Source organism: Megasphaera sp. SC8-1, from assembly GCF_024436295.1.
In the GTDB taxonomy this organism is placed as follows: Bacteria; Bacillota; Negativicutes; order Veillonellales; family Megasphaeraceae; genus Megasphaera; species Megasphaera elsdenii.
Map to the genome: position 1 here is coordinate 58,065 of NZ_JANFQH010000005.1, position 14,205 is coordinate 72,269.

The following is a 14,205-nucleotide window of genomic DNA, read 5'->3' on the forward strand; positions in this document are numbered from 1 at the left end:
TCGAGCCTCCGCAACGTTATTCTTCATAAGCGACATGGTTGTCTTCGCACCATTTCTTGGCAATCTTGCGAAATTCCATGCGCTGGAAAGTATACCAGAACTGGACCAGGCCCATGTCCTTCAATTCCCGTTCCAACTGGGTTACGGTCTTGCCGGCTTCGATGGACTGCTGGAAGGCGGCCCGCTGCTTGGGGTCCTTCATCATGGGGACGAAGCCCTTGATCATTTCCGGCAGGTCCAGGTCGGCCTGGGTCGGCAGCTTGATATAGGCATCGGGATGGGCCGTCACTTCGTTTTCCGCCTTGTCATCTCCGGGGATTTCCGTGACCAGGGCCATATGGCCGTCATTTTTATTCAAATAAAATTTAAGATACGGGTTGTTCAATTCAAAAGCTTTCAATAGCTCTTCGATTTGGACTGTCATAGCTTACACTTCCTTTTCACAATTTGCGATGACTCTATTATAGCATGGATAGGGCCGCGCCTAAAGTAGGCGTGAGTTTGAAGTTGAAAGTTTGATGTTTGATGTGGATGGGATAAAATTTAAAAGCCATCGCATCCAACATCATACATCAAACCTCAAACATTAAAGAGAAAGGGGCCTCGCATGATGGCAGAAACCTTCGTGCGACAGCCCCTTTTTGAATATTAAGTTTGTAAGTTGTAGTTTTTAGTGAAAAGCTTACTGCTGTGCACGGCGCATCGCTTTTTTGCGGTCGTGTTTGTCGAGGATAGCTTTGCGGATACGGATGCTCTTCGGCGTAACTTCTACGAGTTCGTCGTCGTTGATCCATTCCAAAGATTTTTCCAAGCCCATTTCCTGCGGCGGCGTGAGGCGGAGTGCTTCGTCCGAGGCGGAGGAACGGGTGTTGGTCAAGTGTTTCTTCTTGCACGGGTTGACATCGATATCGACGTCGCGGTTGCTTTCACCGACGACCTGGCCGAGGTAGATTTCTTCGCCCGGTTTGATGAACATCGTGCCGCGGTCCTGCAGGTTGAAGATGCCGTAGCCGGTAGTCGTGCCCGATTCAAAGGCAACTAAGCTGCCGCGGGTACGGCCCGGGATTTCGCCTTTCCAGGGAGCATAGCCGTGGAAGACGTGGTACATGATGCCATTCCCTTTGGTAGCTGTGAGAAATTCGCTGCGGAAGCCGATGAGGCCACGGGCCGGAATGATAAATTCCAGGCGGGTGTAGCCGGAGATATCGGTCATGTTGACCATTTCGGCTTTACGGGTACCGAGTTTTTCCATGACAGCGCCCATAAATTCAGGCGGAACGTCGATGGTGAGAGCTTCCAGCGGTTCGCATTTCTGACCGTTGATTTCTTTGGTGATGACGCTCGGTTTACCGATCTGGAGTTCATAACCCTGACGGCGCATTTCTTCGATGAGGACAGCGATGTGGAGTTCGCCACGGCCCGATACTTTGAAGGCATCGGCGCTGTCTGTTTCTTCGACGCGCAGGGATACGTTGGTCTGGACTTCGCGGAACAAGCGGTCGCGGAGATGACGGCTGGTGACGTATTCCCCTTCCTGGCCGGCAAAGGGGCTGTCGTTGACGTAGAAAATCATGGACAGCGTCGGTTCGTCGATGTTGATTTTCGGCAGGGCTTCCGGATTCTGCGGGTCCGTAACGGTTTCGCCGATCTTGAGGTCCGGAATACCGACGATGCAGGCGATTTCGCCCATAGCGGCTTCATCCTGTTCGACTCGTTTCAAGCCTTCATAGGTATAGACGCGGCCGATTTTGGCTTTGCGCTGGCCTTCGCCGTCGGTGACGACGACGTTCTGGTTCGGATGCATTTTGCCGCGGACAATACGACCGATAGCGATTTTACCGACATAATCGTCGTAGTCCAACGTCGTGACCATAAACTGCAGCGGGCCTTCGGCATCGCCTTTCGGGCACGGGCAGTATTTGATGATGGTCTTGAACAGCGGTTCAAGGTTATCGCTGTCGTCGTCCATGGAATATTTGGCAATGCCATCGCGGCCGTTGGCATAGACGACCGGGAAGTCGAGCTGTTCGTCCGTAGCATCGAGTTCCATGAACAATTCGAGAACTTCGTCTTCGACTTCGGCGACGCGGGCACCGGGTTTGTCGATTTTATTGATGACGACGATTGGTTTCAATTTCTGTTCCAAAGCCTTGCGCAAAACGTATTTCGTCTGCGGCATCGGGCCTTCAAAAGCATCGACGAGGAGCAGTACGCCGTCTACCATGTTCAGTACACGTTCTACTTCGCCGCCGAAGTCAGCATGCCCCGGGGTGTCGACGATGTTGATCTTGACGCCTTCGTGCATGACAGATGTATTTTTGGACAAGATTGTAATGCCGCGTTCACGTTCAATATCTCCAGAGTCCATGACACGTTCTTCTACTTTTTCGTTAGAACGGAAAACATGGCTCTGTTTGAGCATGGCGTCGACCAGTGTCGTTTTGCCATGGTCAACGTGGGCAATAATTGCAATATTACGAATATCTTTGCGTTCCATCTAATGTCCTCTCTCTCATTAACAAATATTAGATTGTATGTAACTAGATTAGTATAGCATGGATTGCGCAGAAATGCAAAGCCGCCTGCTGAATTTATTGTCAACAGGCGGTAAAATATCAGATAGATTTTCCTAATTCATAGGCTTTCTGCAACCATTGCGGGTGATTTCCTACAGCATTGGCTTCGCTCATGCCGCCGGCGTTGAAGCCTCCGGAATAATGGGCTTTGTCGAAGCAGCAGATCCAGCCATCAAGGGTCGATAGGGCCCGTTTCGCCGTGTCCGGCGCGTCATCGGCCGAAACGGTGATGAGGTAGATGTCGCGGAAATGGTAGGGCTGACCGTAGAGCGGATTGGTCCTATCGAGGAAGGTCTTCAGCTGCCCGCAGATATCGTAATAGTAGATAGGTGAAGCAAAGACGACGGCGTCTGCTTCTTGGACCTTCTTAATAAGGTCGTTGGCGTCGTCCTGAATGGGACAGTAGAGCAGGCGGTGACAGGCCATGCAGCCTTCACAATAACGGATATCCCGGCCGGCCAAGCTGAGGACTTCTACGTCGTTCCCCGCTTCGAGGGCCCCGCGGCCGGCTTCCCGGGCCAGCTGCTCGGAATTGCTGTCCGGACGGAGACTGGAAGATAAGATGAGGACTTTTTTAGCCATGAGACAACACCCTTTCCGAAAAAATCAGGCTTTATTTTTATGGAGCATAATGCGCAGAACTTCTTCATCGGTCTGCTGCATCCCCTGCGAGGCCAAGAGGCCGACATTCTTCAGACATTCTTCGGCCGAATGGGCGACCAAACCATCCGTCCCCTGGACGCGCACGTCATTGAGGGCCAGGAGGACTGCTTCATAAGCCGCATGGACCGAGGCCGAGACCTTCATGGAACAGCTGTTGGCTGCACCGTCACAGACCATGCCAACGATGGAACCGGACATGGTGGCCAGGGCCCGTTCGATGACGGCTAGCGGTTCGCTATCGGCCAGCAGCCAGGCCATCCCTGCGGCAGCCCCCATGGAAGCCGTGACGGTGGCACAGAAGGCTGACAGTTTCGGCAGATAACCGTGGGCGTAGATGGCGACCATACTAGATAAGGCCAGGGCCCGCAGCCGTTTTTCCGGCGTGACGCCGAGGAAATCGGCGACGACCGTCACCGGTTCCGTCGCGGCGATACCCTGATTGCCTGACCCGGAATTGGTCATAGCCGGGAAAGCAGCACCGCCCATGCGGGCATCGGACGCGGCGACCGTGCGGATCTGGATGCGATGGGACAAATCGTCTGCTAAGACGCCCTTTTCGACTAACTGCTGCAGGGTATAACCGATTTTCAAGCCGTATTTCCCGGTCAAGCCCTCCTGAGACAAGTGGTCGTTGAGCCGTTCCGCTTCCTTTAGGAAAGCAAGGTCTTCGATCGGCACTTGCTCAGCGAAATCGACGATATCTGCCAAGGTCAGCGTATGGAGGAAGGCGATTTTCGGGTCTTCGCCGCTGCCCCCGTCAACGCGTTGGTCCCGGAGGACTTTGCCGTCTTTTTCGATAAAGACGATGTTCGTATGGTCATCGGTGATGACGACGCGGACACGGTGGTTTTCGCCATAGACGACAGCTTCGGCATAGAGGACATGCGGTGTATCTTCCCGGACAGACACGGTAATCTTGCCATCAGCGACGTACTGTTTGCCCAGGGCGACGACGTCTGGCGTCAAGGCCTTGAGGACCTGCAAGCCCGCATCGGCATCGCCGCCGAGAGCGCCGACAGCTGCGGCAATGTAAAGGCCTGGCATCCCTGTCCCCGGCACGGTGACGCCCATGCCGTTCTTCATCAGGTTGGCCGAGACCCAGCCGTCGACGAAGCGCACCGGTTCGCCCAGTTCCCGGGCTGCCGTCGCCGCGGCATAGGCCAGGGCAATCGGTTCCGTACACCCCGTCGCCGGCGTCACATCTTGTTTGATGACGCTAATCATTTCGTTCCACATAACTCGTTTATCCATGACAATCCCTGCTTTCTCTCATTAAGATAGGTATTATAACGTAAATCGTATCACGTACTTTTCTAATACCATCATAGCATGATTCTTATGATAAAACAATATAGTAAAAGGAACTGTCACAGGTGCGACAGTTCCTTTTAAGGGGTTAGTGGCTAGTAGTTAGTGGCTAGCGGATGGATTTAAATTTTAGTCTTCGCCGATGATGCGGACTTCCGGTTCCAAGTGGACGCCGTGCGCTTTTTCGACGCGTTTCTGGACTTCGTGGATGACGTTGAGGACATCCCGTGCCGACGCGTGGCCCGTGTTGACGACGAAGCCGGCGTGTTTCATCGAGACCTGGGCATCGCCGCAGGAAAGGCCTTTGAGGCCGGTCTGGTCGATGAGGGTCCCGGCAAAGTATCCCGGCGGACGCTTGAAGGTACTGCCGGCGCTGTGCATTTCCAAAGGCTGCTTACTGCGGCGGCGGTTCATGAGATCGTCCATACGGGCCTGGATTTCCTTGGGGTCGCCGCTGCGCAAGGTCAGTTCGACTTCGACGACGAATTCCTGGGATTTCTGGAAGCGGCTCTGGCGATAGGAAAAACCGAGGTTCGGCGCATCATACGTATGGACACCGCCTTCGCTGTTGACCGTGCGGACGCGGGATACGACATGGCTCATTTCCCCGTCGTAAGCCCCGGCGTTCATAAAGACGGCGCCGCCCAGGGTACCGGGGATGCCACAGGCAAATTCGATGCCGGTCAGGCTGTTTTCCTGGGCAAACTGGCAGACATCTTTCAACATGTAACCGGCACTGGCCAGGATCTTGCGGTCGTGGCAGGCCAATACTTTAGTCATCGTATTCAACTGGATGACGACGCCCCGGATGCCGCCATCGCGGACGAGGACGTTGGAGCCGCCGCCGAGGACCGTCACCGGCAGTTCCAGCCGCCGTGCTGCCCGGATGGCCAGGGACATTTCCTTGACCGATTCCGGCAGGATCAGGACGTCGGCCGGGCCGCCGACAGCAAAGGTCGTGTGCTCGCTCATGGGTTCGTCGAGCAGGATCCGTTCCATGGGAACAGAGTTACTTAATTCGGAGACGAAAGTCGTCAGTGCATATTTATTGATCAAGGATGCTCATTCCTTCTGCCATTGCATTTTGAATAATCTGGAACACTTCACCGGCCATGGTCTGCCATTTATTATAATGGTTCAAATATTCCACGGCAGTCTGATTGTTTTTAATGAGTTCGGCCATCTGGTTCAAATGGTCGATCTTCTTGCGGATCGGCTTGTCCCCCATGGACTGGGCATAGGCCAGCTGGGCCTGAAGCATGAGAAAATCGCGGACCAGATGCTTGGTCTTTTCGTCTTTGGCCAGTTCCTGACCGGCTGCGACGAGGTCCTTGTATTCCTGACATTCTTTGATGGCAGCCTCTAATTCATGGGCTTTATCGTAAATTTCCACGTTCTACACCTCATCATTTCTGTAATTAAAGATTCTTGATACCGATACCGCTCTTGGCCATACCCGGGAAGCCGAGTTGGCGCATCGCTTCGTAAGACACGATAGCGACGGTATTGGACAGGTTCAGGCTGCGCGCCTGTTCGACCATCGGTACGCGGAAGCAGCGTTCCGGATTGGCTTTCAGGAGGTCTTCCGGAAGGCCTTTCGTCTCCTTGCCGAATACGAGCATATCATCGTATTGGAACTGGATATCGGCGTAACACTGTTCCGATTTGGTCGTCAAATAGAAAAAACGGTGGTCTTTGTATTTGTCCAGGACTTCCTGAAAATTTTCATGGATCTGGACATCGACGAGCGACCAGTAATCGAGGCCGGCCCGTTTCAAATGCTTGTCATCGATGGAAAAGCCCAGGGGCTTGACCAAATGCAGCGTAATATGATTGGCTGCGCATAAGCGGGCGACATTGCCCGTATTGCCGGGGATTTCCGGCTCTACCATTACGATATGCATACTTATATCACTCTCCAAGGGATATTGTACAGGATTTATGCAGGAAGTACAAGAGGAACATTGCGTTTCCGGCCTTTTTATGGTACACTTATAAATAATAGTTATTATTTAATAGAAAGGTAAAGTTTCTATTGATTTCAGAAAGAGGTGTCAATTATGGATAACTTTGATAACATTGCCCAGTATCCCATGTATTTCGCTCCCGGCTGTAAATTGCTGCAGCTGCAGCCTCAGATGGTTTCCGACGTCTACGATTACCTTCGCAAACTCTTCGGCAGCAAAATCAAACTGTATACGCGCTGCTGCGGCCTCGACGACGCCAACCAGCACAACGACGAAGCCGTCTTCATCACCCTGTGCGACACGTGCTACAAGATTTACGGTGAAACCTATGCCAACCTGCACATGCGCGACTTCTGGAACGTCTATGACGAATATAAAGACGTCTATCCGTTAGGCGAAAAAGAAGGCGAACTCCGCAAGACCCTGAAGAACACTTTTTGCGGCTCCCTCCCGCAGGAACACGTCAAGAGCTGGTTCGAAGAATGGAAGAAATGGAGTTTGAACAGTACTGAAAAAGACTGATTGTCTTTAAGGAGCAGAGGCACTATGAAATTCAATTATTACGGTCATTCCGCATTCACTCTTTCCGATGATGTGACGACCATCCTTTTTGACCCGTTCATTACGGAGAATCCCTGGACCCAGGTCAGTCCGACAGACATCCACTGCCAGTACATCATCGTCACTCACTGCCACGGCGACCATTATGGCGATACCGAAGCCATTGCCAAAGCCAATGACGCTACGGTCATCAGCACGGCCGAAGTCGCTGGCAAAGCGGGCGAAGCAGGCTGCAAGGCCCATGCCATGCATGTCGGCGGCAGTGCGGATTTCCCCTTTGGCAAAGTACGCCTGACACCGGCGTTCCACGGTTCGGGCATTGCCGGAGGGCTGGCATGCGGCGTCATCGTCGAATTTGGCGGCAAGCGCGTTTATTTCGCCGGCGACACAGGCCTCTTCTCGGACATGAAAATCCTCGATCGCTTCGGGCCGATCGACTGCGCCATCCTGCCTATTGGCGATAACTTCACCATGGGCATCGACGACGCAGCCCTGGCAGCCCTTTGGATCCAGCCGCGCTTCGTCATCCCCGTCCACTACAAGACCTGGCCCATTGTCGAAGCAGACCCTCAGGAATACAAGAAGCTCACGGAAACGAAATACAATATCCCCGTCCAGGTCGTCGACCCGGGGACAACGTATGAATTCTGATCATGATCCTTCCTGATTTCTACGACCGCTTCCAGTGCAAAGCCGGCGCCTGCCAGCATACGTGCTGCCGGGGCTGGGAGATCGACATCGACGACGTGACGGCCGACGTTTATCAGCACCTCGATGGCCCCTTAGGTGGGGCAATCCGCCAGCACATCGCCGAAGGGCCGGAGGGCTGGCATTTCTGTCTCACTGCCGACGGGAATTGTCCCTTCCTGCGGCCCGATGGCTTATGCCGTCTCATCCGTGAAAGCGGCGACGACATCCTCTGCGATATCTGCGCCCTCCATCCGCGGTTCTTCCAGGTCGTCACCGACGGGAACGGGCAGGACAGGGAACTCGGCGGCGTCGGGCTCTGCTGTGAAGCCGCGGCCGGTCTCTTGCTGAGCAGCCCCTCTCCCCTCACCTTTTATGATGAGGAAAGGGGCCAGTCCCTGGGGACGCTGGCGCAGCTCCTGGATGCCCTGGATTATCCGGCGCCATCGGCGGGTCTCGTTTATCAGCCCGACACGACGAAAAAAGGCCATGAACGCCTCCTGGCCGTCCTGTCCCGGACCGAACCGATTGACGATGCCTGGACGGCTGGTCTAAAAGCCTTACAGGCCCGGATAGCATCGACGGAAAAGGTCGCAGCTCCGGATCCGGAACAGGCCAAACGGTATCAGCGCGTGTACGACTATCTCTTTTACCGGCAGCTCGAGTCCTTTGCAGACGTCCCTTCTGACGTCCTCGCCACCTATGCTGCACGTAACACGGACTTCATCGGCCTTGCCGCTGCCGTAACGGGCAATCTGCCTGAAGCCGTGCGCCGCTGGTCGGAACAAATTGAATATGATACGGACAACGTGGCCCTTCTCAAGGAAGCGGCAGCGGCCGGAGAATTTTGACTTTTCCGGCATTTCGTGCCAGCTTTTGCCACTTTGCCCGTCCTATCGAAATAGGCGCGTCTTTCGTGCTACACTAGAGAAAAATCCCTGATTCATCAAAGGAGGTCTTTCTCTTGATCATAGCCGAAGACGCGCCTATTCGCGTACTCATTCGCAACCATTTAGATTTCAAAGGCAAGGTCAGCCGTAAACGCTACCTGCACTTCCGCCTGTTCAGCATCCTGCCCATCTGCCTCATCATCTGGCTCCAGCACCTGGCCTCGCAGGGCGGCCCGGCGGCCCTGGAATACACCATCGCCTCGTGCCTCATCGCCGTCCTCCTCATCCCCGTCGATTTCTCCTACATGATACGCCGTTACCACGACCTGGGGAAATCCGGCTGGTACTGTATCATCAACGTCCTGGCCCGAAACATCTGGTTCGCCGCCTTAGCCGTCGAAATCTTCCTCTGCTGGAAAGAAAAAATAGAGTAAGGGGCTGATGGCCCCGCAGACTGCAGTTCGCAGGCCGCCTCGGATTCAAATGCCGCTGCGCGGCAACAGATTCAAATTGACGACATCGCCTCGAGTAACCCTCGGCTCGTGAAAAAAATCGTGGTTCGTGGCTCGTAAAAGCCCGCCACTATACTCGAAAAGGCTGTGATGAAATCTCGCAACGGGCCGCACAAGGCTCCCTTTATAGGGGAGCTGGCCGCCAAAGGCGGTCTGAGAGGTTAAAGGTCGTCCCGCCGTGAATCCTGGGCACAGCCGGAATTTATGACGAGTGGCACGCGGTCGTAATACCAAAATAAAAAAGGGCTTGTCGCACGACGACAAGCCCTTTAAAGTTGCTAGTGGCTAGCAGTTAGTTGTTAGCGGATGGCTTTAAATTTGAAAGTTTTCTCTGCAAACTACAAACTCGGTGCTACAAACTATAACGTAAATGGGGCCTCGCATGACGGAAGAAACCTTCATGCGACAGCCCCTTTTTTTACGGCTGCGGGATATGCTGAGCCAGGTCTTTGGTCATTTCTATGTGTTCAAAGTATTTATGGGTCTTCCACAGGAGCGCACTGAAGGCGCTGAAGGTCAGGCGGAACCGGAAGTGTTTGAAGCTTATAGGGCCTTCAAACATGGGGACGCGGTCCAAGTCGTATGGATCGTCCCAAGGGAAGTCGCGGCCTGTATCTACGGTGAAGGCGTAGCGGTAGCCGGCGCCTCTCGTTTCTTCCATGACCATATCGTTATATTTGCCTTCCGGGAAGGCGATGAAATGACAGGGCTTGCCCGTCATTTTTTCGATGATGTCTTTCGAGTCCTGCAGTTCATGACGGACTCCGGCCCGGTCGAAGCTGGTCAGGGGTTTATGACTGATGGTATGGGACCCAAATTCCATGCCGTCGGCAGCCATTTCCTTGACCTGGTCCCAGGTCAGGTAGCCCGGCGTATCCATGAGGTTGATGATCAGGAATATCGTGCCGCGCATGTTATATTTCTTCAGGATGGGATAGGCTTCTTCGTAATTGTCGACGTAGCCGTCATCAAAGGTGATGAGGACCGGCCGGTCCGGCAAATCGCCTTCGCCGCGCATGTAGGCATCGAATTGTTCCAAGGTAATGGAATGATAGTCGTTGTCGTGCAGATATTTCATCTGTTCGTCAAAATTAGCTGGCTTCATGGTCAGCACGGTATTGAATTTATTATTGACCTGATGATAATTCAGGACCGGGACGCCTGTCAGGTGATAGTTCGTCGACCCGAAATACCAAAAAGCAAAGATACCGATGAGGAGGACCAGGACGGTAAGGATGACGCCGATGATCCACGAGCATATTTTTTTCACCATAAGACTTCCTTTATTTTGTTACGTTTTTCAGGGTCTTGACGAAATGGTTCTCAGTCAGCCATTTTTCATCGCCTTTTTCCAGAGCTTCTTTCAGCTCTTTGATACAGATATTTTCCATATGGATCGTTTCGATGGTCGTCGTCATGTATTTCGTTTCTTCATACATGTAATCATCCAGTTCCTGTTTGACCAGGACATCTTTCAGTTCAAAGAGCAGGTCTTCCGATTCCTGCTGGATAGCCAGCAGTTCCGTCCAATGATTGTATTCTTCTTCAGTCAGGACAAATTCACCGTACATATCCGTCACCAGCTGTTCCTGGGAACAGAGAATCTGTTTGGCATAATCTACTCCCGTAGAGCGGTCATAGACGTGGAGTTCACGGTTTTCTCCATTTACACTAACGCGCATGGCGTACACCTCCGCTTGAGTTTAATCAAAGTACATACATCCTCTATTATACAGGATTTTGAGAAGACGACAAGGTTTTTTTGGTATAAAAAAGGACTTGCCGCGTAATGGCAAGTCCTTTTTGAGTTTTTAGTTTTCAGTTTGTAGTTTTTACAAACTTCATGCTATAAGCTAATTATGCTTCTACAGGGTATACGCTAACTTTGCGGTTGTATTTACCAGCGCGTTCGAAAGCAACTCTGCCTGCAGCCGTTGCGAACAAGGTATCGTCTTTGCCGATGCCTACGTTCGTGCCCGGATGGAAGTGCGTACCACGCTGGCGAACGATGATGTTGCCGGCTTTAACGACGACGCCGTCATGGCATTTTACACCAAGGCGTTTGGATTCGCTATCACGGCCGTTACGCGTGGAGCCTGTCCCTTTTTTATGAGCGAAAAGCTGTAAGTTGAAATTGAACATTCCGTCCACCTCCTGACGTCTATGAGTCGAGTACGACGTATTCTCCATACTGCCGTACAATTTGTTCCAAACCTGCTACCATAGTCCCTAAGATAATCTGCGACGCTTCGCAGGGCTTTGGGACCTGGACGGATAAGAAGCCATCGTTTACTTCATACGGTACGTCTTGCGAAGCGTACTGCATGAGACCCAACAAGGCAGTCTGCGACAAGGCCGAAACGGCAGCACAGACGATATCGCTGCCGGCTTCGTCATAATCGGCATGGCCGCTTATGGTAAAACCCGTATAGCGATGTTTCTTATCGCGATGCATCGTAATGGTAATCATTAGCCTTCAATCTTTTCGATTGCAACTTTCGTGAACGGCTGACGATGACCCTGACGACGACGGTAGTTGGATTTTGCTTTGTATTTGAAAACGAGGACTTTCTTTTCTTTGCCCTGAGCCAATACTTTTGCAGTTACTTTAGCGCCTTCAACAACGGGAGTACCTACTTTAACATCACCGTCGTTAACGACTGCCAATACCTGGTCGAATACTACGTTGGAATCAACATCGGCATTCAGTTTTTCGACGAAAATGCTGTCGCCTTCCTGGACACGATACTGTTTTCCACCTGTTTTGATAATAGCGTACATGAGTGACACCTCCTCATCAATATACTCGCTGAATACGGCGTCCCTTGCGGGAACTTGCGAGCCTCTCCACGCGGCTTATCCATAGCCACTTATGCTACGACTTCCCTAATATATCATAAATAAGGGGCGATGTCAAGTTTTTTTAGTGGCTCGTGGTTCGTGGTTCGTAGGGCCTGGCGGCCCCTACGCATCCTTCCGTTGGTCGGCACTTGACGGGCCCCAAAAGGCCGCAGCGAATTCTGTGTATAGCCGGAGACTCGACAGATAGCTCGTTGTCCGTGGTGCATAAAAACCTGCCATTATATCAGCATGGGCTGTGATGAAATCTCCCTAGCGGGCTCGCCACGTGCGAGCCCCTACGCATACGGCCAGGGGCCGTGTATTTTACGAACTGCGTTCATTTCACACAGCCGAGTCCGAAAAAAAGGGGCTGTAACAGAATAGCCTCATCTAAAAAATGGACTCAGTTATCTGAGCCCATTTTTTTTAAGCAAAAGAGGCCCCAAAGGGCCTCTTTGCTGGTATAATTATTGTATGCCAAACAAAATCAACCACGTAAAGTATACCAAAACTTACACTCCGAGGCAACTCGTTTTGCCATTGGATTATGGCATTTCACTAGAACAAGATCGGTTGGTTTGTATCGTAGATGCATTATTAGAAAGGTTGGATTATTCAGCATTACAGCATCTCTACTCTGTTAAAGGCAGAAATCCTAAGGTACCGCCCAAGATCTTGTTCAAAGTGAGGGTCTTTGCTGCAGCCCAGGGCGTATATTCCCTGCGCAGTATCAGCGAACAATGCCGTGTCAATATAGAATATATGTGGTTGCTGGAAGGGTATCCGGCTCCCAGCCACATGACGTTTGGCCGTTTCTTTCACCGGATTCCCATAGAAGTGCTCCGCCATTTGTTTGCCCAGTTTGTGCATCAACTGTCTTTGCTGGATTCCGTAGATTTTACAGAATGGTATATTGATGGGACCAAGATGGAAGCCAACGCGAACCGCTATACGTTTGTCTGGCGCAAGCGAGTGGAAAAAGGGATCGCTAAGCTAAAGGAAAAACGGCGGCAAATCCAGGAACAGATGCTAGCTTTCACGGGCATGGATACCTGTACACTGGATGACGATGAATTACTCCGGTCTGCCGCAGACGTATGCCAAGGAAACGGCATCACATTCGTGCAAGGGTCTGGCCACCGAAAAACAGTCGAACAAAAACTATTTGAAGAAGTGGCAGCCATCCGGGAGAAACAGCAAGAATATGATGCCCACCTGACCATACTGGGCACACGGAACAGTTATTCCAAGACCGATCCCGATGCTACATTTATGCGCATGAAAGAAGACCACATGAAAAACGGGCAGCTGAAGCCGGCCTACAATCTTCAGTTAGCCGTACAGTCTGAATATATTATCGGACTGGGTCTATTCCCGAATCCAACAGATACCCGGACCTTGATCCCGTTTTTGACGGCATTGGAATCAGAGTATGGAAGACTGGCAGATCATATCGTGGCGGATGCCGGATATGACAGTGAAGAGAATATGGACTGGATAGAAAAGAAAGGAAGCACGGTATGCATCAAGCCACGGGAGTATGAATACCGGAAGACGTCTGCCTTCAAGAAAAAAATCGGGCACCGAAGCAATATGGCCTATGACGCAGACAGCGATACCTATACCTGTGCCAAAGGAAGGAAGCTGCATTTCATAACGGAAAAAAAGCAGCGCGATAGGGCCAGCGGATATGAACGGACCGTACGAATTTACCAATGTGAAAACTGTCAGTATTGTGGAAAACGGAATCAATGCCAGCCGACCCGTACAGGAAAGAAACCAACACAGAATAAAATGGTACAGTACAATCCTTACTACCAATCCTTATTGGACAGGGACTACGACTTCATTCATAGTGAAAAAGGAATCCAGTTGCGGATTAACCGCTCCATACAGATAGAAGGGGCGTTTGGAACAGTAAAGGGAAACTACGAATACCGCCGAGTGAGACATAAGGGAAAAGAAAGTGTAGAAAAGGAACTGTTGTTCATGGCATTCGGCTTTAATCTGAGAAAATACCGAAGTCGCCGGGATACGGACCGATTACAACAACACTATTTAGAAAAAGAAGAAACACATACAGTAGCCTGCTAAAAAAAGAAAAAACAGCAAGGCTTATTAAAGTACGCCTAAAAACAGATAGCTGGCATTTTTCACGAAAATGAAAAATGCCAGCTATTGTGTTAGTTATGGGAAAGAA

At 51.7% G+C, this 14,205-nt stretch carries 17 protein-coding genes; 5 read left to right on the forward strand and 12 right to left on the reverse strand.

What is annotated here, in order from left to right; translation table 11 throughout:
• Window positions 1–16: 16 nt before the first annotated feature.
• From NOS26_RS01290 to trmL, 7 genes are all read right to left on the reverse strand, one after another.
• Window positions 17–424 (reverse strand): UPF0158 family protein, encoded by a 408-nt coding sequence (locus NOS26_RS01290; RefSeq protein ID WP_014016215.1) that lies wholly within the window; start codon window positions 422–424, stop codon window positions 17–19.
• 258 nt (window positions 425–682) lie between these two features.
• On the reverse strand, window positions 683–2,497 hold the full coding sequence (gene typA, locus NOS26_RS01295) for a translational GTPase TypA (RefSeq protein WP_014016449.1): 1,815 nt from the start codon (window positions 2,495–2,497) through the stop codon (window positions 683–685).
• Between the two features lie 118 nt (window positions 2,498–2,615).
• Window positions 2,616–3,158 carry a flavodoxin family protein gene (locus NOS26_RS01300; RefSeq protein WP_074787258.1) on the reverse strand — a complete coding sequence of 181 codons (543 nt, stop codon included), beginning with the start codon at window positions 3,156–3,158 and terminating at the stop codon, window positions 2,616–2,618.
• 24 nt (window positions 3,159–3,182) lie between these two features.
• Window positions 3,183–4,490: a serine dehydratase subunit alpha family protein gene (locus tag NOS26_RS01305; protein ID WP_255917079.1), complete on the reverse strand. Its 1,308-nt coding sequence runs from the start codon at window positions 4,488–4,490 to the stop codon at window positions 3,183–3,185.
• A gap of 186 nt (window positions 4,491–4,676) precedes the next feature.
• A complete protein-coding gene (murB, locus tag NOS26_RS01310; RefSeq protein ID WP_230579030.1) occupies window positions 4,677–5,546 on the reverse strand; it encodes a UDP-N-acetylmuramate dehydrogenase in 870 nt (289 codons plus the stop codon).
• A 46-nt stretch (window positions 5,547–5,592) separates the two neighbouring features.
• Window positions 5,593–5,940, reverse strand: a complete 348-nt coding sequence (locus NOS26_RS01315; RefSeq protein ID WP_014016445.1) for a YlbF family regulator — start codon at window positions 5,938–5,940, stop codon at window positions 5,593–5,595.
• Window positions 5,941–5,965: 25 nt separating this feature from the next.
• Complete coding sequence (gene trmL / locus NOS26_RS01320; RefSeq protein ID WP_014016444.1) at window positions 5,966–6,451, reverse strand: tRNA (uridine(34)/cytosine(34)/5-carboxymethylaminomethyluridine(34)-2'-O)-methyltransferase TrmL; 486 nt, start codon at window positions 6,449–6,451, stop codon at window positions 5,966–5,968.
• A gap of 156 nt (window positions 6,452–6,607) precedes the next feature.
• Here trmL and NOS26_RS01325 point away from each other — a divergent pair, with 156 nt between their 5' ends.
• The 4 genes from NOS26_RS01325 (at window position 6,608) to NOS26_RS01340 (ending at window position 9,086) form a co-directional block, all read left to right on the forward strand.
• Window positions 6,608–7,036 carry a hypothetical protein gene (locus NOS26_RS01325; protein WP_014016443.1) on the forward strand — a complete coding sequence of 143 codons (429 nt, stop codon included), beginning with the start codon at window positions 6,608–6,610 and terminating at the stop codon, window positions 7,034–7,036.
• Between the two features lie 24 nt (window positions 7,037–7,060).
• Complete coding sequence (locus NOS26_RS01330; RefSeq protein ID WP_255917080.1) at window positions 7,061–7,726, forward strand: metal-dependent hydrolase; 666 nt, start codon at window positions 7,061–7,063, stop codon at window positions 7,724–7,726.
• Between the two features lie 2 nt (window positions 7,727–7,728).
• The gene (fliB, locus tag NOS26_RS01335) at window positions 7,729–8,613 is read left to right on the forward strand and encodes a flagellin lysine-N-methylase (protein WP_255917082.1); all 885 of its coding nucleotides are present in this window, start codon (window positions 7,729–7,731) and stop codon (window positions 8,611–8,613) included.
• A gap of 113 nt (window positions 8,614–8,726) precedes the next feature.
• Complete coding sequence (locus NOS26_RS01340; protein ID WP_022497589.1) at window positions 8,727–9,086, forward strand: DUF805 domain-containing protein; 360 nt, start codon at window positions 8,727–8,729, stop codon at window positions 9,084–9,086.
• Window positions 9,087–9,582: 496 nt separating this feature from the next.
• On the opposite strand, the gene NOS26_RS01345 is transcribed toward NOS26_RS01340, so the two are convergent.
• From NOS26_RS01345 to rplU, 5 genes are all read right to left on the reverse strand, one after another.
• On the reverse strand, window positions 9,583–10,437 hold the full coding sequence (locus tag NOS26_RS01345) for a polysaccharide deacetylase family protein (protein WP_014016439.1): 855 nt from the start codon (window positions 10,435–10,437) through the stop codon (window positions 9,583–9,585).
• A 10-nt stretch (window positions 10,438–10,447) separates the two neighbouring features.
• The gene (locus NOS26_RS01350; RefSeq protein WP_014016438.1) at window positions 10,448–10,846 is read right to left on the reverse strand and encodes a hypothetical protein; all 399 of its coding nucleotides are present in this window, start codon (window positions 10,844–10,846) and stop codon (window positions 10,448–10,450) included.
• A 175-nt stretch (window positions 10,847–11,021) separates the two neighbouring features.
• Window positions 11,022–11,306: a 50S ribosomal protein L27 gene (rpmA, locus tag NOS26_RS01355; RefSeq protein WP_255917181.1), complete on the reverse strand. Its 285-nt coding sequence runs from the start codon at window positions 11,304–11,306 to the stop codon at window positions 11,022–11,024.
• Between the two features lie 19 nt (window positions 11,307–11,325).
• Window positions 11,326–11,634, reverse strand: a complete 309-nt coding sequence (locus NOS26_RS01360; protein WP_014016436.1) for a ribosomal-processing cysteine protease Prp — start codon at window positions 11,632–11,634, stop codon at window positions 11,326–11,328.
• Entirely contained in the window at window positions 11,634–11,945 is a 312-nt protein-coding gene (rplU, locus tag NOS26_RS01365) for a 50S ribosomal protein L21 (RefSeq protein WP_014016435.1), read from the reverse strand. Before rplU ends, NOS26_RS01360 begins: the two co-directional genes overlap by 1 nt.
• 534 nt (window positions 11,946–12,479) lie before the next feature.
• On the opposite strand from rplU, the gene NOS26_RS01370 reads away from it, so the two are divergent.
• A complete protein-coding gene (locus NOS26_RS01370; protein ID WP_041647043.1) occupies window positions 12,480–14,099 on the forward strand; it encodes an IS1182 family transposase in 1,620 nt (539 codons plus the stop codon).
• Window positions 14,100–14,205 lie beyond the last annotated feature (106 nt).